Origin of the sequence: Sorangium sp. So ce295, assembly GCF_051527405.1 — a bacterium.
GTDB classification, from domain to species: Bacteria; Myxococcota_A; Polyangia; order Polyangiales; family Polyangiaceae; genus Sorangium; species Sorangium cellulosum_B.
Genome location: NZ_CP150324.1, coordinates 9,736,083 through 9,759,427, shown reverse-complemented (window position 1 = coordinate 9,759,427; position 23,345 = coordinate 9,736,083). Strand labels below are relative to the sequence as shown.

The 23,345-nt window shown below is 71.6% G+C and carries 20 protein-coding genes; 14 read left to right on the top strand and 6 right to left on the bottom strand.

The features are described 5' to 3' along the window. Positions 1–101: 101 nt before the first annotated feature. Positions 102–1,457 (bottom strand): winged helix DNA-binding domain-containing protein, encoded by a 1,356-nt coding sequence (locus WMF11_RS37085; RefSeq protein WP_437974108.1) that lies wholly within the window; start codon positions 1,455–1,457, stop codon positions 102–104. Positions 1,458–1,570: 113 nt separating this feature from the next. Beyond that, positions 1,571–3,211, bottom strand: coding sequence for a hypothetical protein (locus tag WMF11_RS37080; protein WP_437974107.1), 1,641 nt, complete (start codon positions 3,209–3,211; stop codon positions 1,571–1,573). 296 nt (positions 3,212–3,507) lie between these two features. On the opposite strand from WMF11_RS37080, the gene WMF11_RS37075 reads away from it, so the two are divergent. After that, the gene (locus tag WMF11_RS37075; RefSeq protein WP_437903893.1) at positions 3,508–4,455 is read left to right on the top strand and encodes a glycosyltransferase family 2 protein; all 948 of its coding nucleotides are present in this window, start codon (positions 3,508–3,510) and stop codon (positions 4,453–4,455) included. A gap of 198 nt (positions 4,456–4,653) precedes the next feature. On the opposite strand, the gene WMF11_RS37070 is transcribed toward WMF11_RS37075, so the two are convergent. Further along, positions 4,654–5,592 carry a UDP-glucuronic acid decarboxylase family protein gene (locus tag WMF11_RS37070; protein WP_437544270.1) on the bottom strand — a complete coding sequence of 313 codons (939 nt, stop codon included), beginning with the start codon at positions 5,590–5,592 and terminating at the stop codon, positions 4,654–4,656. A gap of 131 nt (positions 5,593–5,723) precedes the next feature. Here WMF11_RS37070 and WMF11_RS37065 point away from each other — a divergent pair, with 131 nt between their 5' ends. The 3 genes from WMF11_RS37065 (at position 5,724) to WMF11_RS37055 (ending at position 8,525) form a co-directional block, all read left to right on the top strand. Beyond that, a complete protein-coding gene (locus WMF11_RS37065) occupies positions 5,724–6,785 on the top strand; it encodes a radical SAM protein (protein WP_437974106.1) in 1,062 nt (353 codons plus the stop codon). Continuing rightward, on the top strand, positions 6,778–7,575 hold the full coding sequence (locus tag WMF11_RS37060) for an SDR family NAD(P)-dependent oxidoreductase (RefSeq protein ID WP_437974105.1): 798 nt from the start codon (positions 6,778–6,780) through the stop codon (positions 7,573–7,575). Before WMF11_RS37065 ends, WMF11_RS37060 begins: the two co-directional genes overlap by 8 nt. Before the next feature lie 62 nt (positions 7,576–7,637). Beyond that, a complete protein-coding gene (locus WMF11_RS37055) occupies positions 7,638–8,525 on the top strand; it encodes a sugar transferase (protein WP_437903890.1) in 888 nt (295 codons plus the stop codon). 52 nt (positions 8,526–8,577) lie between these two features. Here the strand turns inward: WMF11_RS37055 and WMF11_RS37050 are convergent, their stop codons facing one another. Continuing rightward, positions 8,578–9,843, bottom strand: a complete 1,266-nt coding sequence (locus WMF11_RS37050) for an oligosaccharide flippase family protein (RefSeq protein WP_437974104.1) — start codon at positions 9,841–9,843, stop codon at positions 8,578–8,580. A gap of 152 nt (positions 9,844–9,995) precedes the next feature. Between WMF11_RS37050 and WMF11_RS37045 the strand changes: the two genes are divergently transcribed. Genes WMF11_RS37045 through WMF11_RS37020 form a run of 6 tightly spaced genes read left to right on the top strand, consistent with a single transcriptional unit; the run spans position 9,996 to position 15,672 of the window. Next, complete coding sequence (locus tag WMF11_RS37045; RefSeq protein WP_437974103.1) at positions 9,996–11,411, top strand: radical SAM protein; 1,416 nt, start codon at positions 9,996–9,998, stop codon at positions 11,409–11,411. After that, on the top strand, positions 11,408–12,187 hold the full coding sequence (locus WMF11_RS37040; RefSeq protein ID WP_437974102.1) for a WecB/TagA/CpsF family glycosyltransferase: 780 nt from the start codon (positions 11,408–11,410) through the stop codon (positions 12,185–12,187). Before WMF11_RS37045 ends, WMF11_RS37040 begins: the two co-directional genes overlap by 4 nt. Then, positions 12,184–13,350, top strand: a complete 1,167-nt coding sequence (locus WMF11_RS37035) for a DegT/DnrJ/EryC1/StrS family aminotransferase (protein WP_437974101.1) — start codon at positions 12,184–12,186, stop codon at positions 13,348–13,350. Before WMF11_RS37040 ends, WMF11_RS37035 begins: the two co-directional genes overlap by 4 nt. A 23-nt stretch (positions 13,351–13,373) precedes the next feature. Continuing rightward, entirely contained in the window at positions 13,374–14,000 is a 627-nt protein-coding gene (locus WMF11_RS37030) for a YdcF family protein (RefSeq protein ID WP_437903884.1), read from the top strand. Positions 14,001–14,002: 2 nt separating this feature from the next. Beyond that, the gene (locus WMF11_RS37025; RefSeq protein WP_437974100.1) at positions 14,003–14,413 is read left to right on the top strand and encodes a hypothetical protein; all 411 of its coding nucleotides are present in this window, start codon (positions 14,003–14,005) and stop codon (positions 14,411–14,413) included. Next, entirely contained in the window at positions 14,410–15,672 is a 1,263-nt protein-coding gene (locus WMF11_RS37020) for an MFS transporter (RefSeq protein ID WP_437974099.1), read from the top strand. The genes WMF11_RS37025 and WMF11_RS37020 overlap by 4 nt, the downstream gene beginning before the upstream one ends. 193 nt (positions 15,673–15,865) lie before the next feature. Here the strand turns inward: WMF11_RS37020 and WMF11_RS37015 are convergent, their stop codons facing one another. Then, positions 15,866–16,747 (bottom strand): NAD-dependent epimerase/dehydratase family protein, encoded by an 882-nt coding sequence (locus WMF11_RS37015; protein ID WP_437974098.1) that lies wholly within the window; start codon positions 16,745–16,747, stop codon positions 15,866–15,868. 92 nt (positions 16,748–16,839) lie between these two features. On the opposite strand from WMF11_RS37015, the gene WMF11_RS37010 reads away from it, so the two are divergent. The 4 genes from WMF11_RS37010 (at position 16,840) to WMF11_RS36995 (ending at position 22,500) form a co-directional block, all read left to right on the top strand. Then, a complete protein-coding gene (locus WMF11_RS37010) occupies positions 16,840–17,775 on the top strand; it encodes an AraC family transcriptional regulator (RefSeq protein WP_437974097.1) in 936 nt (311 codons plus the stop codon). 382 nt (positions 17,776–18,157) lie between these two features. Then, positions 18,158–20,914, top strand: coding sequence for a protein kinase domain-containing protein (locus tag WMF11_RS37005; protein ID WP_437974096.1), 2,757 nt, complete (start codon positions 18,158–18,160; stop codon positions 20,912–20,914). A gap of 153 nt (positions 20,915–21,067) precedes the next feature. Next, a complete protein-coding gene (locus WMF11_RS37000; protein WP_437974095.1) occupies positions 21,068–21,769 on the top strand; it encodes a hypothetical protein in 702 nt (233 codons plus the stop codon). Beyond that, positions 21,766–22,500 (top strand): ferritin-like domain-containing protein, encoded by a 735-nt coding sequence (locus WMF11_RS36995; protein ID WP_437544241.1) that lies wholly within the window; start codon positions 21,766–21,768, stop codon positions 22,498–22,500. The genes WMF11_RS37000 and WMF11_RS36995 overlap by 4 nt, the downstream gene beginning before the upstream one ends. A gap of 117 nt (positions 22,501–22,617) precedes the next feature. Here WMF11_RS36995 and WMF11_RS36990 read toward each other — a convergent pair whose 3' ends face one another. After that, the gene (locus WMF11_RS36990) at positions 22,618–23,280 is read right to left on the bottom strand and encodes a TetR/AcrR family transcriptional regulator (RefSeq protein ID WP_437974094.1); all 663 of its coding nucleotides are present in this window, start codon (positions 23,278–23,280) and stop codon (positions 22,618–22,620) included. Positions 23,281–23,345: the final 65 nt, after the last annotated feature.

Genomic DNA, 23,345 nt, shown 5'->3' with positions numbered 1-23,345 from the left:
GTGCATCCAGCGCGAGACCTCCGGAACTCCCTGTCTCCCCGCCTCACTGTTCAATTTCTCGCAAAATGCCAATAACGTGAGGGATTCGTCAGCTGGCGACCTCATCTCCTGACCTTCTCCCGAGCTGCAGGTGCCTTCGCGGCTCCACCGCTCTTCGCCTTCTCCCGAGCTGCAGGTGCCTTCGCGGCTGCGCCGCTCTTCGTCTTCGCCCGCGCCGCAGGTACCTTTGTAGCTCCACCGCTCTTCGCCTTCACCCGCGCCGCAGGCGCCTTTGCGGAGCCACCTCCCTTCGCCCGCGCCGCCGGCGCCTTCGCGGATCCCGCCTTCCCGAAGCGCACCTCGAACGTGCCGGCGTCCTCCTCCATGAATCGAAGGAGCGCCTCCCCTTCCTCGGCGAGCTGCTCGCGCGCCGCCTTGCCAAGCGCCTCGAACGGCTCGAGCACGAGCGCGGCCGTGGCCTTCTTCCGCTCGATCGTCCATGTGCCGGCCACGAAGCCGTCCACGAGGAACGTCGGCAGGATGCGCAGGTTGGCGGACAGGACGATCCGCGGGCGATGCTCGTCCGCGATGACCCGCGTGCGGTCGTCGTGCGCGAGCAGGAGGTTGTCGTAATCGGGGAGAAACCGGGCCGGCGCGGCGGTGTCCGCGGGCGGCCGCGGCGCGTCGGGCAGGTCGAAGAGCTCCCGGCCTCGCTCGTCGCGGAACACGCAGAGCTGCTCTCGCAAGGCGTGGAGCACCTCCTTGACGCGGGTCAGGCCGGACCACGTCTGCACGTCGGCCGCTGTCGCCGGGCCGAACGACGCGAGGTAACGGAGCACGAGCGCCTGCGGCGCGCCGCCGTCGCGGAGCGGCTTGCCGAGCCAGGACGCCGCCGGGGCGAAGTCCGCTGTTCCCGGGTATCCCCACGGGGTCTCGCCGGGCACCTGGACGACGGGCAGATGCATGCGAACCGCGAGGGCCATGGCCCGCACGTCGCCGTCGGCGTAGAGCTCGGCCAGGTGATCGCGCAGCTCGTCCATGGTCCGCGGCTCCGCGTCGAAGTACGCGCGCGCCTCGGCGACCAGCCGAGCGACGTCGAGGGTGTCCGCGCGCTCGCGGAGGACCGACCGCATCCCGGCGTGGAGCACCGGCGCGATGACCGGGTGCAGATCCAGGTAGTCCCTTGCGCTCACGAGGTGCAGCGTGCCGCGCAGGAACGGCGCCCGGACGACCTCGCGGCGCACGACGAGCTGGACGAGCTGCTCGCGCCGGAACGCCGCGAGCCGGGACCACAGCCCGATGAACGGCGGCCGCGCCAGCTGGGCCTGGAGGGCGATCAGCCGCTCGATCCCGTGGACGGCCGTGGTCTCCTCCCGCGCGAGCAGCATCTGTCGCGCGAGCGTGGCCCGGTTGAGGTCTCTTCGTGTCAGCGTCGGGGCGGGCATGCAGCCCGCGAGCTTACTCGAAACGAGGCTCATCCTCCATGGATGGGCCGCCTGCTGCTCCTCGCCAGAGCCGCAGGCGGCGAGCCTCACGTCTGGATTCAGGCGGCGAGGACGAACGAGAGCAGCGCCGCCTCGTCGCCATTGGATCAGAATCGATAGAGCACGTTGTCCTTGTCGCCAGAGACATAGATCGTCCCTGACGGGCCCACGGCGACGCCGCTCAACGCATAGGTCGGCACCGTCCCTGTGACCGCCTCGAGACCCACCTTGAGGTGCTTTTTCACGACCCAGGTGTCCCCCGTCGACGGGTCGACGCGCAGCAGGCGGCGCTTCCCGACCTCCACGACGAGCAGGGTGCCGTCCAGATCGACGGCCATCCCTTCCGGCTGATCCAGGCCGTCGGCCACCACGAGCGGCGGAGAGAGCGTCACGCCCCCTGCCGCCACCTGGAGGATCTGGCCCGTCGCCCAGTCGGCGGCCCAGAGGTCGCCTCCCGACACCGCGAGGCCCGAGGGCACGGTCATCGGCGCGAGCGTCACGAGGCTGCCGCCGCCCGTCCGGCGGACGACGCGCGCCGCGCCCGGCCCCGCGCCGAGCTCGGCCACCACGATATCGCCCTGGAACCGGACCGCGTTGAGCGGCGAGACGAAGTTGCTGTACGTCTCGAGGACCGTCGCCGTCGCCGGGTCGTAGATCTGGACCACGCTGCTGAACCACGCGGTCAAGATCAAATTCGACCCGTCCGCCGACACCGTGGCAGGCCCATGAAAATCCGATTGGCCGAGGAACGCCCGCTCGACGCCCAGCGGAGCGCCCGTGTCCCCGTCGAACGTCCGCAGCGACGACAGATCGGCCACATAGACCGATTCGCCGCATCCTTCGGTCGTCACGGCCACACCGCCGGGCATGATCATGCCGCCCGGCATGATCGTGTGTGTCTGGCCGTTCGGCTTGATCCGGACGATGAAGCCGTCGCTGGCGCTCGACACGTAGAGATTGCCCTGCGGGTCGAAGGCAAGGTTGTCGAGCCCCGGCGTGAGCTCCGCGATGACCTCCTTCTCGCCCGTCTCGATGTCGATCCGCACCACCTCGCCGTTCTGATCGGCCACATGGAGCCGGCCGAGCGCGTCGAATTTTGCTGCCGCAGGGATGAAAAAGCCGTCCGCGACCGTCTGGAGATCGCACTCCACCTCCGGGTCGACCGCGCCGGTGCAGGAGTCCACATCGATGCTGATCACCCTGCCTTGCGTCCAGATCGGCCCGTACAACCTGCCGTCGGGCCCCCAGTCCATGCCGTTCAGGAAGCCGAGGTTGCTCGCGATGTGGCGCGGCGGAGCCGACAGCTCCGGATCGACCTCGTAGAGCCCGTCACCGAAGAAGTCGAGCGCCACGAAGAGCCGCCCCGTATCGGAGAACGTGATGGGGTTGACCCCCGGCGCGACGAACTGCTCGGTGATCTCGCCCGACGGCGCGTGCCTCACGACATTGCCAGGGATGAGCGAGGTCCAGTAGAGCGAGCCATCCGGGCCGAACGTGAGGTCGTCCGGGCCATCGATCCCGTCCGACGCGTCGAGCCGATCCACGATGGCTCCGCTCTTGCGGTTCACGATGGCGATCTCATTGCCAAGGAAGCTCGCGACGTACAACCGACCATCCGGCCCCACATTGATCCCGTTGGTGCCGTGCAGCGGTGACCCCTCGGCGAGGACCGGCCGCTTCGCATGCGCCGGCGACGAGGCTCCCAGAAGCACCGTGCCAGCGAGCACGAACGCAAAAAGCCTGTGCATAAGCTCTCCCCTTCAGCGCCGCACCTGGACCGGCACACCCAAGGATCACGATGACGTCAGGCGCGAAACCAGCGCGACGGCGCGAACCTCCGGCGGACTTTGTAGTCACGCGGGGTTGTTCTTACGCTAACATAGGCAGGAGCCTTACCCAAGCGTAAAATTCGTGCAATGGATGCGGGCACGCCGGCATCGTTGACATCGTCGGCATCGTCGGCATCGTCCGTTCCTGGGTGGCCATCCCGCGCGGCGCGCGCCGCGTGACACCCGAGCCGGCGTGGTGGTATGCGTCGGAGTCGATGGCTGCCAGCATCTGCCTGCCGGCGTACAACGAAGTCCGCACCATCGAGGCGACCCTCACCGAGCTGTCGCGGCTCGGCCCCGAGGTGGACGAGATCCTCGTCTGTCTCAACGGGTGCACGGACGGCACCGAGCGTGTCGTCGAGGCGTTCCGGGGGCGGGAGCCGCGGCTCGCCGTCATCGAGAGCGAGCTCGGAAAGAACAACGCATGGAACGCCCTCGTGGCCCGGGCGCGCAACCGTCGCCTCGTGTTCACGGACGCGGACGTGCGCCCCGCCGAGGGCTCCATCTCGGCCCTGCTGCGCGCCCTGGAGCGCTCTCCGCACGCCGCCGTCGCCGCGGCCTTCGAGCAGCCGCGCGGGACGCCGCCGCCGCCGCTCGGCACCGTCCTCCGCCTGCTGACGACCAGCCTCGGTCAGGACTACATCTCCGGTCGCCTCTATGCCATCGATCGCGATCGGCTGGGCGCGGTGATGGCCGATCGTGGGCTCCTGGCTGCCGGGGCGCTCCCTCGGCTGCCCGTCGACCTCGTGACCGAGGACTCGTGGCTCACGGCGCTCGTCGCCGGCGACGCGCTGGTCGTGGTCCCCGAGGCGCCCATCCACTTCGAGGTGGACAGCATGGCCGACGTGGTCCGCGCGCTGGCGCGCAATGCCGCCGCGAGAGAGCAGCTCCGCTCGAGCTACCCGGAGCTCTACCGGCGCGACGGCGCCCGCCTGCTCTCGGCCCAGTCGGCGCCAAGGATCCTCCTGGACCGGCTGAGATCGGCGCCGGGGCCTTTCGCGGTCACGCGCGGGCTCGGAGGGATGGCCCTCAGGGCTGCGATCCACCGCGTGCTCGGAGAGCGGATCCGGGCGCAGCGCGATCGCATCCTGGCGGACGTCAGCGCCGGCCGCGGCGGGCGCGTCATGGCCACCTCCGGCCGCCTCCCGTCGAAGGGCGGCTGAGCGCCCGTCCCGGCAGGGCGACTCTGCTCATCGCCGGCGGACAGATCCCCTCAATCCGTTGGCATTCAAGCGGAAAATTGAACAGGGAGACGGGGAGATTGATGGGATTTCAATCCCCTTCTCTTCTCCCCGCCTCCCCGCCTCCCTGTGAACTTTGCCCCCGGAAAATTCGAGGGGACGCGCCAGCACCGCCGGGCGTCAGACGCGCGGGCGGAACCAGTCGATCGTCCGATCGAGGCCCGAGTCGAGATCCACCAGAGGACGCCAGCCGAGCAGCTCGGTGGCCCGGGAGATGTCGGGCCTGCGCCGATGGGGATCGTCGATGAGGGCATCGGTCATCGTCAGCTTCGCGCGCCCGCCGGTCTTGCGGATGATGAGCTCGGCGAGGTCCTGCATCCTCGTCTCGGCCGGATTCCCGAGGTTGACCGGCCCGGTCAGGTCCTTGGCGTTCATCACGCGGACAAGCCCCTCGATGAGGTCGCTGACGAAGCAGAACGAGCGCGTGCGGTGGCCTCCGCCGTACAGCTCCAGCGCCTCGCCGCGCAGCGCCTTCACAACGAAGTTGGCGATGACCCGGCCGTCGTTCCGGTCCATGTTCGGGCCGTAGGTATTGAAAATGCGCACGATGACGGTATCGACGTTGCGGGTCTGGCGGTACTCCCAGAAGTACGTCTCCGCGACCCGCTTGCTCTCGTCGTAACAGGCCCGAGGCCCGATGGGGTTGACGTTCCCCCAGTAGTCCTCGTGCTGAGGGTGGACGAGCGCGTCGCCATAGACCTCGGAGGTGGAGGCCTGCAGGACCCGGGCCCCCAGCTCCTGCGCCAGGCGGAGGACGTTGATCGCGCCGAACACGTTCGTGTTGAGCGTGTGCACCGGATCAGCCCGGTACTTCACGGGCGACGCCGCGCAGGCCATGTTGTAGATCTGGTCGACCTCGAAGCGGAGCGGCTCGCTCACGTCGCAGCGGTGCAGCTCGAACCGCGGGTTCTTCAGCAGCGGCCCGAGGTTCTCGTCACGCCCCGTCACCATGCTGTCGACGCAGATCACGTGGTGCCCGTCGGCCAGGAGCCGCGCGCAGAGGTGCGATCCGAGGAAACCAGCCCCACCCGTGACCAGGATTCGCTTGCTCGCACTCATCGGAAAAATACCTCCTTGACGCGCTGTTCGGTAAAGCTCTGGGCCGTGGCGCCGTGATTGGTCGAAATCTCCTTACCATAGGAAATAGATATTACAAAGACCGGATGACATCTGGAGGCGAGTTCTTTATCATGCAGCGCGTGCACCGCTCACCTCGTTACCTGGGCTCGCTCGTCCGCGCAAAGCTCGCCCGCGAAGCGCGTCCAGTCTGGGTGGATGTGTGTGTTACCAATCGATGTCATCTGAGCTGCGAGTACTGCTACGGCGACTACCACCACCGGCACGACGACATCGGACAGCTCAAGGTCGAGCAGCTGTTCGCGATCGTGGACGAGGCGGCGGCGCTGGGGACGGCGGTCCTGACGCTCACGGGCGGCGAGCCGATGCTGCACAAATCCATCGGCCGCATCATCGAGCGGGCGGTGAGCCGAGGGATCTCGGTGGGAATGGTCACCAGCGGATTCCGGGTCAAGGAGCGTGTGGACGAGCTCGCCAGCCTGAGCTCGATCGTCGTGAGCGTCGACGGTCCGGAGCCGATTAACGATCTGAACCGCGGTCAGGGGACCTTCGCCGTGGCCATGACGGCGCTCGAGGCGTGCCAGGCGCGCGGCATTCCGCGCATCGTGAAGGCGGTGCTGAACCGCCGGAACAAGGACCAGGTGCCCTGGCTCCTCGAGCTGGCGGGCCGCTTCGGCGCGCGGCTCGAGGTCGTCATGACCTACGCCCCGCAGTCCGATCGGCAGCTGCGCATGCACGGCGACAACTCCCTCGACGCGGGCGAGCGGCAGGCCCTGGCGGACGCGCTGCTCGATCACAAGCGCCGGGGGGCGCCGATGGTCTTCCGCGAGCGCGTCTGGGAGAACATGGCGCGCTGGTGGAAACACCACGAGGGGGATCGCGTCACCCGGGAGGAGCGGCGGGAGCGCTTCGAGTACCTGCCGTGCAGCGCGGGCCGGTACTACGCCTTCATCGACGGCGACGGCCGCATGTACCCGTGCAACCAGCGGCTCGCGGACTTCCCCGCCAAGAGCGTGCTCGAGGTCGGCGTCCGGGCCGCGTGGGAGCACCTGCGCGATCACGGCTGCTTCGCCTGCGCGGCGCCGTGGCTCAACCAGCAGCACCTCGTGAGCAGCGAGCAGCTCCTCGCGCGCAGCCTGGGGCGCGAGCTGCTTGCGCGGGTCGCGCGTGCCTGAGCGGACGCTCGCCATCGTCGTGCTCGGCGGCTCGCGCGGGATCGGGCGGGCCATCGTCGCGCGCGCGCTCGCGGAGGGGCACCGGGTGTTCGCCGGCGCGCGGGACGAGCGCGCGCTCCTCGCGTTGCAGCAGGGCGCCGCGCCCGAAAACGCTGGCCGGCTCGGCACGAGCACGGTGGACGTCGGCGACGACGCCTCCCAGCGCGCCTTCTTCGGCGCGGCGCGTGCGTTCCTCGGCGGGCTCGACGTCGTCGTCAACAACGCCGCCCGGGAGGGCTACGGGCGCCTCGACGAGATGGCGCTCGAGGACGTCGAGGCGATCGTCCGCACCAACCTGCTCGGCGTCATCCTCGGATGCCGGCACGCGGCGCAGGCGATGGGGGACGGCGGAGGCCACATCATCAACGTCGGCTCCGAGGTCTCGTTCCGCGCCGTGCCCATGAAGAGCGTCTACTGCGCCACGAAGTTCGCCGTCCGCGGGCTGAGCGACGCGCTCGAGCTCGAGCTCGCGCCCCGCGGGATCCGGGTCTCCCAGGTGCACCCCGGCTGGGTGGACACGGGCCTGCACGAGGACGAGCGGCGGCGCCGGGGCTCGGTGTCCCGGCCGCACGACGGCGGCGTCCCGGTGGAGCGGGTCGCCGAGAGCGTGGCCGCGCTCTGGCGCGCGCCGCGGGCGCAGGGCGGCGCTCCGCTGCGGCTCCGCCTCCGCAGCGTGGTGGGAGAGCTCTTTCCGGCGTGGGCGCGGTGGCGGACGCGCCGGGCGTTCGGGGAGCAGCTGAGAGAGGGCTGAGGCGAGACGGCAGGGCGGGGGAACCGCCGCGACGCCGGACCGGAGACCACCAGGAGGTTTTCTTGACCTGTGCAACGACGTCCTTCCCTCAAGGTGCAACAGCGCCGCCTCCTCCGCTGGATCTGGGCGCCCCCGTCGTCGTCGAGGGCCTCGACGCGGTCGGGGAGGTGCTGCGGCAGGCGCGCGAGCGGGCGCAGGCCGTCGCGATCGCCTCGCGGGACCTCGAGTGGCTCGCGGCGCGCCTCGGCCTGTCCGAGCGGACCGCGGAGGGGCTCCCGGTGGTCCGGTTCGGCTCGGGCGAGCGGGGCGGCCTCGACGCCGCGGCCACCCGGGCCGTCGAGACGCTCGTGGCCCTGTCGGTGCTGCTCGGGGGCGCGCCGCTGTGGCTGACGATCGCGCTGCTGATCCACCTCGAGTCCCCGGGCGGGCCGTTCCACATCGCCCCGCGCGCGGGGCTGCGCGGGAAGCCGTTCCGGTTCTTCAAGTACCGGACGATGCGGACGCAGCGCCGGGACGGCGAGGACAGGGGCGACGCCGCGCGGCTCTCGGTCATCCGCGGCGAGATCCCCGGCTTCGTGCGCGACGACGGGGTCGTCATCCCCAAGGACCCGAGGGATCCGCGCGTCACGCGGCTGGGCGGCGTCCTGCGCTGGCTGTGCCTCGACGAGATCCCCCAGCTCCTCCACGTCCTCACGGGCGACATGGCCCTGGTGGGGCCGAGGCCCTACCCGATGGCGGAGTTCGACGCGCTCAAGCCGTGGCACCGCCTCCGGACCGAAGGCCGGCCCGGGATCACCGGCCTGTGGCAGGTCGTGGCGCGCAACCAGGTGACCTTCGACCAGAGCGTCATCCTCGACATCTACTACCTGACCAACGCCAGCTTCTGGGGCGACCTGAAGATCATGGCGGTCACGCCGCTGCGCATGCTCTTCGGCGTGGGGAGCTACTGACGCCGTGCGCCGGGCGATCGACGACGCCGTGAAAGGGCCGCTCCCCGGCCGCTCAGGAGGCCCCGAGGTGGTCCCTGACGCGAAAGAGGACGATCACCTCGCCGGCCACCAGGCCGAGCGTGACGACGAGCTTCACCGCGGCGGCGCCGGCGGCGCCGTGCGCGGGCACCGCCCACAGGTCGCCGGCCGCGATGAGGAGCACGGTGGCCGTCCAGAGCGCCGCGTACGGGCGCTGCTGGCCCGCGGCGAAGAGCATCGGGCCGATGGCGAGCTCCGGCACCATCCACACGAGCGCCGTGGTCAGGAGCTGCAGCGGCAGCACGGCGCTCGCGTAGTCGGGGCCGAACACGAGCCGGACGAGCGGCCCGCCCATCCACCACACGACGGCGCTCATGAGCGCGCCCGCGGCCATGAGCCCGACGAAGGTGAGCGTGGCGAGGCGCCTGCGGGCGCTCGCGGAGCGGCTGGCGACGAAGGCGGGGAAGACCGCCGCGCGCACGACGCCCGGCAGCATCATGGCGCCGCCGATCATGCGCTGGACCGCGCTCATGTCGCCGACCGCGTGGGGGGTGCTCATCCAGCCCAGCATCAGGAGATCGAGCTGGAAGTAGAGGGGGCTGGCGACCATCACCACCGCGAGCGGCCCGGCCTCACGGAGGAAGCCCTGCGGCAGCGCCGCGCCCTGGCTGGACCACTGCCGGCGCTCGAGGAGCTGGGCGGCGAGGGCCAGGGCCAGCGCGAGGGCGACCAGGTGGCCCGCGACGAGGCCCCACGCCAGGCCGAGCGCGCCGAGCCCCGAGAGCAGCGCGCCCGTCCCCAGCCCGAAGGACGTGACCGCCATGGTGACCGCCACCAGCACCTCGCGCTCCATCCGCTGGTGCCCGCGGAACACCTGGTTGAGCATCTCGACGAACGAGGCCATCAGCCACGCGGCCGTCAGCAGCCACACGAGCGTCCGGCGTGGCGAGGCCGCGCCCGCGACGAGGCCGACCACGAGGCCGACGGCGCCGGCGGCCAGGGTCACGGCGAGCTTGAGGCGCACGAGCGGGCCGATGGGAGCGCCGGGATCGCGGGCCACCTCGCGCGCGATGAACAGGTGCAGGCCGAGGTCCGCGAGCTCGCCGAGCAGGAAGCCCACGGCGAAGGCGTAGCTGTAGTCGCCGAAGCCCGCGGGCCCCAGGAGCCGCGCGGCGACGACGGCGAGGAGCATGCGGACGCCGCGCGAGACGAGATCGCTCGCGGTCTTCAGCGCCATGCTGCCCGAGACGCTTCGCCTCGCCGGCGGCGGGGCGTCCTCGCGGAGCGCCGACGACGTCATGGATGGAGGAGATCCTTCACCGGAGGTCGCCGCGCGCGCATGCCGCTCCCCTATCGCCCCGATCGCGGTGCGGTTCAACTTCCCGTCGGCGATCACGTGGAGCGGCGGGGCGCCGCGCCGCGCGTGAAGGATCCAAGTCAGGAGAGGACCACGTGAAGACCAGCACGGATGGCAACGTTTCGTTGGTGCAGCTCAGGCGAAAGGAGTCGCTGGTCTCGGCGGACATCGAGCCGCCGGAGATCCTGCTCGAGCGGGCCCTCGCCCTGGCGGTGCCGGCCGCGCGCCCGGCCGCCTCGCCGCGGCCCCACGGCCGGACCCGGGAGCTCACGCGCCGGGGCGTGCTGTGGCTCGGGCAGACGTGCAACCTGCGCTGCCACTTCTGCTACTTCCTCGATCGGATCGAGGACAAGGAGCACCCCGAGCACCCGTTCATGTCGCTGGAGAAGGCGCAGGAGATCTGCCGGACCCTCGTCGAGTTCTACGGGAACGACGCGATCGACATCCAGGGCGGCGAGCCGACCATCTGGCGCGACATCCACGCGCTGATCCGGTACTGCGCCGGGATCGGCCTCGCGCCGACGCTCATCACGAACGCGCTGGTGCTCGACAAGCGCGACAAGGCGCAGCAGTTCAAGGACTCCGGCGTCGCCGACTTCCTTGTCAGCGTCCAGGGGCTCGGGAAGGCGCACGACGTGGCCGTGGGCGTGAGCGGCGCGCACGTGCGCCAGATGCGCGCGCTGAACCACCTCATCGCGCTCGACGTGCCGTTCCGCGTGAACTGCGTGATGTCGAAGCTCGCGGTGCCGCAGCTCCCGGCGATCGCGAGGCTCTCGGTGGAGCTGGGGGCGCGCGCCGTCAATTTCCTCGCCTTCAACCCGTTCGCGGATCAGCGCAAGGAGGGCGCCCGCACCGCGGAGAACGTGCCTCGTTATGGCGACCTGCGGGGCCCGCTCGACGAGGCCCTGGACGTGCTCGCGCAGGCCGGCGTGGAGGCGAACGTCCGGTACCTGCCCCACTGCATCGTCCCCGAGCGCCACTGGCCGTCGGTGTACAACTACCAGCAGCTCTCGTACGACCCGCACGAGTGGGATTTCGCGAGCTGGACCTGGACCAACAAGGGCCCGCAGCGGATGCGGGCCGGCGCGGTGTCGCCGCCCGTCCCGCTCGGTGCGCGGCCCCGCCTCGGCCCGCTCCGGCAGCCGCTCCTCCGCCTGGCCGACGCGCTCGACCTCCGGGGCCGGATGCTCCGCGCCGACACGGACCCGCGGATCGGCCCCGTGATGAGGAAGCTGGAAGGGCTGTCCTACCGGCTCTTCCGCCGCCGCGGGGATCGCGACGCGGCCTACCGCCACGACGCCCTGAACCGCGTCGAGCACAACGGCTACCAGAAGGGCGCGGGGTGCCAGCGCTGCGCGCTCCGCGACATCTGCGACGGGTTCCACGGCGACTACGTCGCGATGTTCGGCACCGACGAGGCGCGGCCCGTCCTCGATCGCGCGCCGGTCAGCGATCCTCGCGCGTTCATCAGCGCGCAGGACAAGGTGGAGCCGGCGAGGGGAGAGGCATGACCGTCGCTCCGCCCTCGAGCGCGCCCCGGGTCGACGTCCTCGGCGTCCCCGTCACGCGGCTCTCCTTCGAGCAGCTGCTGCGCCGCCTGGACGAGGCCCTGCAGGCGGAGCGCGAAAGGCCCGACTACTACACCTACGTCAACGCGTACTGCGCCACGCTGGCGGCGCGCGAGTCGCCGTACCGCGCCTCCGTGTCCCGGGCCGACGTCGTGTACGCCGACGGCATCGGGGTGGTCTGGGCGGCGCGCCTGCTGGGCGGGCCGTGCCCGGAGCGCATCAACGTGGGCCCGGTCGAGCTGGGCCGGATCGTCGACCTCTGCGCCGAGCGCGGGGCCTCGGTCTTCCTGCTCGGCGGCGCGCCCGGGATCGCCGACGAGGTCGCGCGCCGCCTGGTCGCGGAGCGCCCGGGGCTCCGGATCGCCGGCGTTCACCACGGGTACTTCGCCCCCGAGGAGGAGGCGGCGGTGGTCCGGCAGATCAACGGGTCGGGCGCCGCGTTGCTCATCGTCGGCCTCGGCCCGCCCAAGCAGGAGCTCTGGGTGAGCGAGCACCTCGCGGCGCTCCAGGTGCGCGCCACCTGGTGTATGGGGGGGCTGCTGGATCAGGTGGCGGGCGCCGTCGCGTACCCGCCCGAGTGGGTGCGCCGGAGCCACGTCCAGTGGCTCTACCGCCTGGCGGTCGAGCCGCGGCGGCTCTGGCGGCGGTACCTGCTCGGCATCCCGGAGTTCATCGGCCGCGTCGTCCACCAGCGCCTTCGTCCGGAGAGACAAGCATGAGCGACCAGCGACCCTTCATCCCCATGGTCTCGCCGCAGGTGGACGAGCCGGACGCGATCGCGGCGCAGATCGCCGACGTCCTGCGCTCGGGGCGGCTCAGCAACGGCGGCCCGCTCACCGAGGGCTTCGAGCGGGCGATCGCGGCGTTCCTCGGCGTCGAGGAGGCCGTGGCCGTCTCGAACGGCGCCGTCGCGATCAGCCTCGCCATCGAGGCCGCGGCGGTGCGGCGGGGCAGGGCGATCCTCCCCGCCTTCACCTTCATCGCGACGCTCAACGCCGCGGTGCACGCGGGCTTCGAGCCGGTCTTCTGCGACATCGACCCGGAGACCTGGACGCTGGATCCGGGGCACCTGCGCCGCCTGCTCGCGGAGCGCGGCGCGACGCTGGTCCTCCCGGTCAACGTGTTCGGCGTCCCGCCCGATCTGGCCGCCATCGCGCGCGAGGCCCGCGGCGCGGGCGCGGCCGTGATCTACGACAACGCGCACGGCATGGGCACCGAGGCGGCGAGCCGGGAGGCCGAGGCGCTCCTCACCGCGACGACCTACTCGCTGCACGCCACCAAGGTCCTCGTGGCCGCGGAGGGCGGCGTCGTCGTCTCTCCGGACCGGGAGGTCAGCGCGGCGATGCGCCGGCTGCGCAACCACGGGCTCGCGCAGCCGCTCTCGGCGTCGGTCCCGGGGATGAACGCCAAGCTGGACGAGCTGCGCGCCGCCCTGGCGCTCTCGTCGCTCCGCCGGCTCCCGGAGGCGCTGGCCCGCAGGCGGACGTACCTCGAGCGGCTGCGCGCGGCCCTGTCCCGGCACCCGCAGGTGTACCGCACCCAGCGCATCCCGCCGGGCGTGAACCCCAACGGGCAGAACCTCGGGGTCGGGCTGATCGACGCCCCGATCGACGACGTCATCGCGGCCTTCGCGCGGCGCGGCGTCGAGGCGCGCCGGTACTTCTACCCGCCGCTGCACGCGCTGGACTGCTTGCCCGCGGGCCTCGCCCTCCCGAACACGGACCGGCTCTGCGCGGGCCAGGTCTGCCTGCCCCTGCACGGCCGGATGAGCGAGGAGACGCTCGAGCGCGTCGAGGCCGCCATCCACGGCGTCGCGGAGGAGCTGGAGGCGCGGCGGCTGTCCGCGCGCTCCTCGAGGCCCGCGCTCCTGGGCGCCACGTAGGGGCGGCTCCAGGGATCCGACGCATGCGCATGGAAGGAGCGTGGGACCGCCTGAGCACCGCGGCCGGCGTGATCGGGCTCGTGGCCTTCGCCGTCGCCGCGTTCACCCCGGTCGCGGCGCCGCTCGATCGCTGGATGGCGTCGGCGCCCGACGCAGGGCAGGCCGACGCGGTGGTCGCCCTCGGCGCGGACGTCGATCCGGACGGGCGGCTCCCGGAGGATTCCCTCCGGCGCGCCGTCGAGGCCGTCGCGCTGCACCGCGAGGGGCGAGCGCCGCTCGTGCTGATGCTCGGCAGCCGCAACGGGCCGGCCAGCGAGGCCGAGTCGCGCGCTCGCCTCGCGCAGGGCCTCGGCGTCCCCGCGTCGGCCCTGCTCACGGAGCCGCGCGGGCTGACGACCGCGGTGGAAGCCGAGCGCAGCGCGGAGCTCCTGCTGCCCAGGGGCGCAAGGAGGATCCTGCTCGTCACCGGCGCGCACCGCATCGCCCGCGCGCGCCGGCTCTTCGAGCGCGCGGGCTTCGAGGTCCTCGCCGCGCCCGTCCAGGAGGGGTCGCCGGCGTCGAGCTTGCCGGGGGAGCGCCTCTCGGCGATCGGCCGGCTGCTCCAGGAGCTCGCGGCGCGCGCTCTCTCGCGGCTCCGCGGGGAGGTGTAGCGGTGCCGGACGCGCTCTACATCCTGGGCGTCGTCGCCGCCACGTCCTGCGTGGTCTACGCGGCGGGGCGCCGCCGGGGGATGCGCGCCGGGCTCCTCCCGCCCGCGCTCCGGCGCGCGATCCGCTGCGTGGGCGTGTGCCTCCTGTTCTGGGGCGGCAACGTCGCCGTCGGGGCGGCGGTGGCCCTGCTCGTGCGCGGCCTGGGGCTCGGGTTCATCTGGCTCTACGTCAACACCGACGTCTCCGTCCTTGTCCTCTCCGCGCTCCAGGCCCTGGCCTTCGAGTCGTGGCGCATCGAGCACGAGCGGGAGCGCGCGGCCAGCGCCTCGCGCGCCGACGATCCCCCCGGATCCCCTGCCGCGCCGGGGCCGGCACATGAGTCCCCGCATCGGGTAAAAGGAGCGAAGCGATGAGCACTGCAGCCGTTGAGGAGCGTCCGGTCTCGAGCCGGTGGAGCGACAGGGCGCTGCGCCAGACGGCCGGTTACTACGGGCTCTTCATCTGCCTGGGCCTCATCACGGCGATCACCGGGCCGACCCTGCCCGACCTGGCGCGGCAGACGGGCTCCAGCGTCGGGGACATGGGCTCGCTGTTCCTCGGCGGGGGGGTTGGTTACACGCTCGGTACGCTCTGGGGAGGCAAGCTGTTCGATCGCGTGCACGGGCACAACCTGCTCGGAGGAGCGCACCTGATCGCCGCGGCGTGCCTCGCTGTCATCCCGGCCGTGCCGTGGTTATGGCTGCTCGTGATCGTGGCGTTCTGCCGGGGTCTCGCGGAGGGGCTTGTCAACACGGGCGCGAACGCGCTGCTCCTCTGGACGCACGGGGAGAAGGTCAGCCCTTACATGAACGGGCTTCACTTCTGCTTCGGGCTGGGCGCGTTCCTGTCGCCGCTCCTTGTCGCGCGCGTCCCGGGCGCCTGGGGCGGTTACCACGCGGCGTACTGGGCCGTGGCCTCCTTCTCGGCGCTCGTCGCCCTGGGCATGCTCTCGATGCGACACTGTCCCGAGCCCAAGGAAAAGGCCGGGAAGGACGCCGCGGCGAAGGGCGCGGATCGCGCGCTGCCCCTCCTTCCGGTGCTCGTCGCGGTGCTGTACCTGTTCGCCTATGTCGGCGGGGAGATCTCGTTCGGGAGCTGGATCTACACCTATGCCCTCACGCTGGGCGTCGTCTCGGCGACCGGGGCCGCGTACCTCACCTCGGGGTTCTGGCTCTCGTTCACGATCGGGAGGCTTCTCTCGATCCCTGTGGCGATCCGCTTCACGCCGCGCCAGGTCATCCCTGTGGGGCTGGGCGGCTGTCTCGTGCTGTCCGCGATGATGCTGGTCCTGCCGCCCACGAGCGCGCTCCTGTGGGGTGTCGCGCTCGGGCTCGGGCTCTTCATGGCGCCGCTCTGGCCCAGCGGCTTCACGCTCACCGGGCAGATCGTGCCCATGACGGCGTTCGTGACCGGGCTCGTGCTGGTCGGCGACAGCCTCGGCGGCATGGTCCTCCCGGCCCTCACAGGCAAGCTGATCGAGGGGGTGGGCCTGGAGCGGCTGGCCTACTCGCTGCCGATGCTCGTGTTCGGCAGCCTCGTTGTCTGTGCCCTTTCTTATCTCGTGCTGCTCGCCCTCGACAACAAGCGAGGAGGGGAGGCGGCGAGCGCCGCGCGCGACGGCGCTTTGCCGTGAGGCGGGGATGGATGTGCGGCTGTGGGGCACACCTGACAAAGAGAAATTGAACAGGGAGACGGGGAGGCGGGGAGATTCAAGGGATTTTAACTCCCCGTCTCCCCGCCTCCCTGTGAATTTCTCCGAAAAAATTCGAGAGGATGCTTGAGGGCGCGCCTCTCCTCATGTCGCCGTCACGGCACCTACGGTGGGCTCAGGGTGTCCGATACCCCTGCGCCGGGTCGCGCAGGGCGCCGCAGATGCCTCCGAGCGCGTCGCCGACCTCCGGGGACCAGCCCAGGCCGCGCAGCCTCGTCGCGTCGAGGGCGGCGTCCATGGCCAGGAAGCCGGCGAGGGGGCCGTGCGCTGCGACGGCTTCCGCGAGGCTCCACGAGCCCACGGGGACCCCGGCGGCGTCGCCTATCGCCGCGAAGAGCGCCGCCATGGGCTCGGGTGACGCCTCGGCGGCATGGAACACGCCCCTTGCGTCCGACTCCAGCAGCATCGCGTAGGCCACCGCCAGATCCCGCACGTGGACGGTGGACCAGCGGTTCTCGCCATCGTCGATGGTACGCGCCACCCCGGCGGCGCGCGCGCCGTGCACCAGGCCCGCCACCGGACCTCCGCCGTCGCCATAGACGATCGGCGGCCGCACGACCAGGCCGCGGACGGCCTTCGCGCCGAGCACGCGCGACTCGGCCGCGACGAGCCACTCGAGCGCTCCGCCGGGGTTGACGCTCTCCTCCTCCGGCACCGGCACCCGCGAGGAGCGCGCGCGCGGCGCCCCGGTCGTCGTGATGAAGACGCCGCCGCTCATGGCCGAGAGCATCGCCGTGACCGCCGCCTCGTCGGTCGCTGGGCGATCCTCTCCTGTCGTCGCCGCGGTGTGCACAACCCCGTCGCCGGCCGCCGCCGTGCGCGCGAGCACGTCGACCTGCGATAAACTGCCCCAGATCGGCTCCGCGCCGGCGGCCCGCACCTTCGCTGCCGACGCGTCGCTGCGCGCGAGCCCGCGCACCCGGTGGCCGCGCGCGACCAGGGCGCGGGCGACCGCAGATCCGATGAAGCCGCTCGCGCCGGTGATGAAAACGTCCATGGTTGCCTCCTCGTGACTCGGTGGCTGAACCATGGCGACGGACCGGGGGACCCTCCATGTGATAGCGTCCAGCGCTCTTTTGTGACCGTCCAATGCCCGATGTCCTGACAGCGCTTCTCCGCCACGTGCGCATCGAGACCAGCCTCTTCGGCCGCGTCGAGCTCGGCGCGCCGTGGGGGGCCCGTATCGGCCCCCGAGAGGTCGTCCTGCTCCACCACCTCCTCGAAGGCGAGATGTGGCTGGAGCTCGGCGGCCGAGAGATCCGCGCCGGCCAGGGCGATCTGCTGCTCTTGCCCCACGGCGTCCCCCACTGCCTGAGGCACCGGCCGGGGGCGGCCGTCGTCGACGAGGAGCGCTGGCTCTCGCCGCCTCGGCCGGGCGCGCAGACGGTGCGGCGCCGGCTGGGCGGCGACGGCGCAAGGACGGTGGTGCTCTGCGCTGCCATGCACGTCGCGGGGGCCGGGCGGTCGCTGCTGCTCCGCGCGCTGCCCTCCGTTGTGCTCCTCGACGGCGGGGCCGGTGAGCCGGTGCCCGGCCTCGGCCGGCTCCTGGACGGCATCCGCGACGAGGTGAGCGGCCGGCGGCCGGGCGCGCCGGTCATGGCCGCTCGCTTCGCGGAGCTGCTCCTCCTGCAGGCCATCCGCGCGGAGCTCGAGCGCCCCGCGCCTCCTGGCTCCTTCCGCGCGGCGCTCGCGGACGAGCGCGTCGCCCGCGCCCTGGACGCGCTCTACAAGGCCCCGGCCCGCGCGTGGACCGTGGCCTCGCTCGCGCGGGAGGCCGGCATGAGCCGCTCGGGCTTCGCCCTGGCCTTTCGCGAGCACGTGGGAGAGGGCCCCCTCCGCCACCTGACGCGCTGGCGCATGGAGCTCGCGAAGGAGACGCTGCGAGAGCGTCCCGGGCTCGCCCTCGCCGAGGTGGCGTCGTCCGTGGGCTACCACGACGAGGCGGCCTTCAACGTCGCGTTTCGCCGGGAGGTCGGGGTCCCGCCGGGGGCGTACCGATCCGGGGACCGCGAGCCGGGATACTGAGCTTCAGAGAGCGGTGCGTCTCTTGGGTCGACCGCGCTATCTGGTGAGACGATGTCCTTGGAGCCACGGCGTTATGGCTCGGCAGCCGTCGAGCGAGCGGATGGATCGGGACGCATACGCGATGAGCTGTGGAGAGACTGAGCAATTCCCTCACTTGCAGCCCTTTTCAGCGGGCAAATTGAAAAAGAAGGGCGGGGGCGATTTGCGGTCGGGCGCATTGTGGTGCTGTTCGCTGCGCAAAGATATTTGCAGGGATGTGGGAAGATCGTTGCACGTTGCAAACGTGTCCTCGCTTTACCGCCTTCCTGTTGAGCTGACAGCACGTCGGGCGCGTTCGTTTCCGATCTGGACAGGGGGGGCCGGTCGGGTAGTGTAGGCTGCCGTGCGTATCGCATCGAGAGCGGACCTGACGCAGGGCCTCGAGGCGACCCAACCCGCTGCGGGAAAAGACTCTCCGCCGGGTGAGGGCGACGAGCGCGGCGAAGGCGACGAGCGCGCACGGCCTACGTGGCGTCCAGGCGCCGTCGTCGCCGGCCGGTACCGGCTCGATCGGCTGCTCGGTGAAGGGGGCATGGGCGTGATCTGGGCCGCGTGCCACACGCTGACTGGCAAGCCGTTCGCGCTCAAGTTCGTGAAGGGCGGGGCCGTGCGCGGCGCGGTGGGCATGCGCCTGCGGCGCGAGGCGAAGCTCGCGAGCAGCGTCCGCCACCCCAACGTCGTCGAGGTTCACGACGTCGAGATCGAGAGCGGGGCGCCCGTGATGGTCATGGAGCTCCTGTCCGGCGAGTCGCTCGCAAGCAGGCTGCGTCGCGAGCCGAGGCTGCCCCTCGGCGAGGTAGCCTCCATCTTCCTGCAGGTCATCTCTGCCGTCGGGACGGCGCACGCGCTGGGCATCGTCCACCGCGACCTGAAGCCGGAGAACATCTTTCTTGTCGACGGATCGAGCGAGCGGGTCAAGGTCCTCGACTTCGGCATCGCGAAGCTGACGGCCACGAGCGGACAGGACGCCCAGACAACGGGCCTCACCGAGAGCGGGACGAGGCTTGGCACGCCCTGCTACATGTCGCCGGAGCAGACGTTCGGAGACCGACAGATCGATCACCGCACCGACAACTGGTCGCTCGGCATCATTCTTTACGAATGCCTCTCGGGCGTGCTCCCGACCCGGGCCGACAACGTCGGCCAGGTGTTCAAGATCATCGTGACAGGCGCGATTGCCCCGCTGGAGAAGGTCGCGCCCGACGTGCCCCGGGAGCTCGCCAGGGTGGTTGGCCGGTTGCTATCGACGGACCGCCAGGCTCGGCTCTCCGACCTGAGCGAGGTCGCTCGCGCGCTCGCGCCGTTCGCGCAGGGCGCGGCGCCGAGCTTCGGCGCGCCGGAGCCGCCCGCATTGAGCCTCTCCGAGCCGCCCAGGGCGCCGGGCGAGGCGGCGGATGGGGATGTGGTGGACCCCCTGGCCGCGACCGAGCGCCTCGGCGCCGCGGCGCGCCGCGATGAACTCCGCTCGACCGGAAGACGCCTCGGCCTGCGGGCGGCGGCCTGGAAGATCGGCCTCGCCATGGCGCTCGCGGCCGTCCTCGCTGGGGCGCTCGCGCTGCGCGGAGGGCCTCGTCCGGTCGCGGCGACCACCGTTCCCGGGCCGCGCTCCATCTCTACGGCGCTCGCCCTGTACAGCGCCGCGCTGAAGGCCGCTCGCGATGCCAACGAGGGCAAGGCGGTGGACGGCCTGCGGCAGGCGATCTCCGTCGATGACTCCTTTGCCGAGGCGCACCTTCGCCTCGCGATCTACGCGCCGGAGCCCGCCGAAGCTCGGGATCACTATCGGCGCGCAGAGGAGCTGAGCGCCGCGCTCGACCCCCGCGATCGAGCGCTCCTTGCGGCCATGGAGCCCGCGCTCGGCCGCGACCCCGCGGATACGGCGCGCTGCGCGGAGCGGCTGACCGCGCTCACGGCGCAGCACCCGTATGATCGCGACGCGGAGCTGTTGGCCCTCCTCGCGCGTTGCGCGCTGCGATCGGACGTCCATACCAGCGTCGCTGCGGCGAGGCGGGTCATCGGGATCGACCCCGAGTACGCGCAGGGATGGGCCACGCTGGCGCAGTCGTTGTGGCAGCTCGGGAGCTTCAACGACTCCGCTGCCGCCATCGACCGGTGCCTCGCGATTTCTCCCACGGCGGCCAGCTGTTACGAGATCCGGAGCGAGCATCACAGCGCGCTCGGACGCTGCGCGGACGTCGAGGAGGACCTGTGGCTCACGCGGCCCACGACCAGCGGAAGGGGCCGGCTGATCTTTCGCAGGCTTGCGTGGTCGAGCCATGCGCAAGGGCGCTCTCTCGACGCGGTCCGCGAGGCGATGCGGCAGAGCCGGGTCTCGCTGCCGCACAAGGAGCGGCGCTTTGCCGCGCTGCTCGACGAGTCGAACCTGAACGCGATCCTGGGCAATTTCTCGCAGGCCGAGGAACAGCTACGGCAGGCGCGCATGTACATCAGCGCGGAGTCCAGGGGGCACGCCGATGTCGTCCGCGCGCTCATCGATGTCTGCCTCGAGACCGATCGCAGGCGCGAGGCAGCGGACATCGCCAAGACGTGTCTTGACAATTATAGCGCCTGCGTCGGCGGCTCGCCGGACCTCTTGCGGGTCATGCTGCATGCCGGCCTCATCGCCAGGGCCGAGTTCCAGGAGAAGGTGGCCGAGCTCCTGTCGCGGCCCCGCGTGCAGGGGGCGGCCGACCCTGCGCGCTCCGCCGTGGTGCAGGCCTACGCGCGGTGGATCGAGCACCCCGAGGAGGCGGCGGAGGCCGTCCCCGTGCTGCCGTTGACCGCGCTGATGAGCAATCAAGTCGGGCAAGAGGTCCAGGCGGATGTCGGCGCGGTCTTTTACCTCGCGGGCATGCCTCTCCATGCGATCCCCACGCTTCGCAAGGCGGTCACGACGTGCGATATGCTGGGCTGGCCCGTAAGGTACGTCCGCTCGTTCTGGTTTCTCGGTCAGGCCCTCGAGCAGATGGGCGAGATCTCCGGCGCGTGCGAGGCTTACGCGAGCGTGATCGAGCGCTGGGGGAACGCCAGCCCGCGCTCGGTGACCGCCGAGCAGACGCGGGCGAGGATGAAGGCGATCGCCTGCGGACCGGTCGAGTGACCGGGCGCCATTGTTCTGAATTTCGGTTCAATGGTGTGCGGAAAATGCAGATTCTCTTCGCTGTGCTGCGCGCCTACACTCGTCCACATGGGCCGAGTGCTCGGCCCGCGCCGCGCCCTGCGGCAAACAGCCTGTTTTACTGGAGGAGAGCTTATGCGTGAGGAGACGAGACGGGCAGCATTGCGTGCAGCAGCGAGGGTCGCGCTGGGAGCGCTGGCCTGTGGCGCCCTGACGGGCTGCAGTGGACGTTACGTCTCTGGCGGGCAGTCGTCTCCGCTGGATCCCGACGAGGAGATCCCGGCAGGGGAGCCGGACGGCCCGGCTTCGGCCGGAGTCGGCCCGGCTTCGGCCGGAGTCGGCGCGACGAGCGGAGTCGGCGCGACGACCGGCGGCGGTGGGGAACCTTCGACGGGGAGTGGGGTCGTTCCGACGCCCGATGAGGGCGGCGCAGGCGGCGCGGGCGGCTCCGGAGGCGCCCCACCCACGCCGACCGGGCTCGCGTGCGCCGAGCAGGTGAGCCTCGACGACACGGAGGCTCGCCCCCGCGCGGAGCTCGACTGCTGCGTCGACTACGGCGTGCAGCGCCTGCCCGCCCCCGGGACGGGGATCTCCGAGGAGCAGCGGGCGGCCCTTGCCGGAGACGCCTCCTTCGTGAACTGCTGCACGGCGCTGATCGTGGGCGTGGACGCAGACGCGATCTCCTACAGAGAGGCCGAGCCCGTCCGGCAGGCCTGCTGTTTCGGCGACGTCGTCGCTCCCGAGGGGGAGCTCTATACGCGGACGTTCTGCACGCCCTGGGGCCCGCCGGTCCCGCCGGCGCTCGACGCCTATGATGCCCGGTCGGAGGTCGCATGAACGCCGCGACGCTCGATCTCCGCGGCGAGGCGCGCGCGCGTGCCTTCGACGTGAGCGGGTATCCCGCGGCGCTGTTCCCGTCGGCGATCGGCACCTGGCACGCGCGGATGGTGAACGAGCACGGGTCGTCGGCCGTGTTCGAGGCGCTCGCAGGCCAGCTCGCCGAGGCGGGCTTCCCGCCGGAGCTCGCCGAGGCGTGCCGGGGCTTCGCCGACGAGGAGCGCCGTCACGGGATCCTCTGCGGCGCCGTGGTGGAGGCCCTCGGCGGGACGGCGACCGCGAGCGTCCCGGAACGCCCGGAGTTCCCCCTGCACCGCGACGCGCCCCCCCGCGCGGCCGCGCTCCGCAACGTGATCCACATCTGCTGCATGAGCGAGACGGTGGCCGTGGCCCTCATCGGCGCGGAGCGGCTGGAGATGCCGCCCGGGCCGCTGCTCGACCTGCTGACGCGCATCTACGCCGACGAGGTCGGGCACGCCCGCTTCGGCTGGCGCCTCCTCGAGCAGGTCGCGCCGGAGCTCTCCTCGGCGGAGCGGCAAGCGGTCGAGCGCTACCTGCCCGTCGCGTTCCGGCACCTCGTGGAGCACGAGCACGCGCACTTGCCGGCCCACGACGCCCCGCCGGACGGGGAGCAGCTCGGGCTGTGCAGCGGCCTGAAAGCCCGGGTGTTGCTCGATGAGACCATCGAGGAGGTCATCCGCCCCGGGCTTCGCCGCTTCTTCGATTGCTGAGCGCAGCCGCAAGAGCATCCGGGGCCAGACCCATGCCCGGAGGGCGACGTGCGCCTACGCGGGCCGCCAGTCGTCCGCGTGGAGCTGAGGGAGGCGGGTGCCCGCGATCCCCGCGGATCACCCGCGCTTCGGCCGCTTGCCCTGGGGCGCGGGCGGAGCCGGCTCCGGGACCGCGACGGGCGCCAGCGTCTGCCGCGCCAGCTCGCGCGCGTAGGCGAGGCGGTCGGCCGGCGAGCCGAGCGCGCTCAGCCCCTCGTAAAGCCCCGCGAAGAACGTCGGAAAGAAGACCGCCGAGAGCGCCGCCACCACCCGGCGCGCCGCCGCCCGCTCCTCGAGCCCGGGCACCGCCGCCCGGACGAGATCGCGCAGGCGCTCCATCACCGGCGCGAAGAGCTTCGGGAAAGGACCGCTGTAGTCGTCCGCGTGAAACGCGTCGTGCAGGAGCGCCCTGCCCACGTTCGGGTACCGCATCCCGCCCTCGAGGTAGTAGCCGAGCAGCCCGCTCAGCGCCTCCAGGGGATCGCCCGGCATCCGGGTGAGGAAGTCCTCGGTGTCCGACAGCATGTTCCCGATCGACCCCTCGAGCGCCGCCGCGACGAGCGCCTCCTTCGACCGGAAATAGTAGTTCACCGCGGCGATGTTGACGCCGGCCGCCGCCGCGAGCTTCCGCACCGTCAGCTGCCCGATGCCGTGCTTCTCGATCTGATCGATCGCAGCGACCACGAGCCGCTGCCGTGGATCGAGATCGTCCGCAGGGGCGAGGGGGTCACGGTCGTTCATACGATTGTTTGAAACATACCTTGACGATGCGTCCGGCAGGCGTCAATTGTTAAAACATATGTTTG

Coding starts and splice junctions, on each gene's coding strand:
- WMF11_RS37085 (WP_437974108.1), bottom strand. CDS start 1,457: ATGAGCCTCGTTTCGAGTAAGCTCGCGGGCTGCATGCCCGCCCCGACG.
- WMF11_RS37080 (WP_437974107.1), bottom strand. CDS start 3,211: ATGCACAGGCTTTTTGCGTTCGTGCTCGCTGGCACGGTGCTTCTGGGA.
- WMF11_RS37075 (WP_437903893.1), top strand. CDS start 3,508: ATGGCTGCCAGCATCTGCCTGCCGGCGTACAACGAAGTCCGCACCATC.
- WMF11_RS37070 (WP_437544270.1), bottom strand. CDS start 5,592: ATGAGTGCGAGCAAGCGAATCCTGGTCACGGGTGGGGCTGGTTTCCTC.
- WMF11_RS37065 (WP_437974106.1), top strand. CDS start 5,724: ATGCAGCGCGTGCACCGCTCACCTCGTTACCTGGGCTCGCTCGTCCGC.
- WMF11_RS37050 (WP_437974104.1), bottom strand. CDS start 9,843: ATGACGTCGTCGGCGCTCCGCGAGGACGCCCCGCCGCCGGCGAGGCGA.
- WMF11_RS37040 (WP_437974102.1), top strand. CDS start 11,408: ATGACCGTCGCTCCGCCCTCGAGCGCGCCCCGGGTCGACGTCCTCGGC.
- WMF11_RS37035 (WP_437974101.1), top strand. CDS start 12,184: ATGAGCGACCAGCGACCCTTCATCCCCATGGTCTCGCCGCAGGTGGAC.
- WMF11_RS37030 (WP_437903884.1), top strand. CDS start 13,374: ATGCGCATGGAAGGAGCGTGGGACCGCCTGAGCACCGCGGCCGGCGTG.
- WMF11_RS37020 (WP_437974099.1), top strand. CDS start 14,410: ATGAGCACTGCAGCCGTTGAGGAGCGTCCGGTCTCGAGCCGGTGGAGC.
- WMF11_RS37015 (WP_437974098.1), bottom strand. CDS start 16,747: ATGGACGTTTTCATCACCGGCGCGAGCGGCTTCATCGGATCTGCGGTC.
- WMF11_RS37010 (WP_437974097.1), top strand. CDS start 16,840: ATGCCCGATGTCCTGACAGCGCTTCTCCGCCACGTGCGCATCGAGACC.
- WMF11_RS37000 (WP_437974095.1), top strand. CDS start 21,068: ATGCGTGAGGAGACGAGACGGGCAGCATTGCGTGCAGCAGCGAGGGTC.
- WMF11_RS36995 (WP_437544241.1), top strand. CDS start 21,766: ATGAACGCCGCGACGCTCGATCTCCGCGGCGAGGCGCGCGCGCGTGCC.
- WMF11_RS36990 (WP_437974094.1), bottom strand. CDS start 23,280: ATGAACGACCGTGACCCCCTCGCCCCTGCGGACGATCTCGATCCACGG.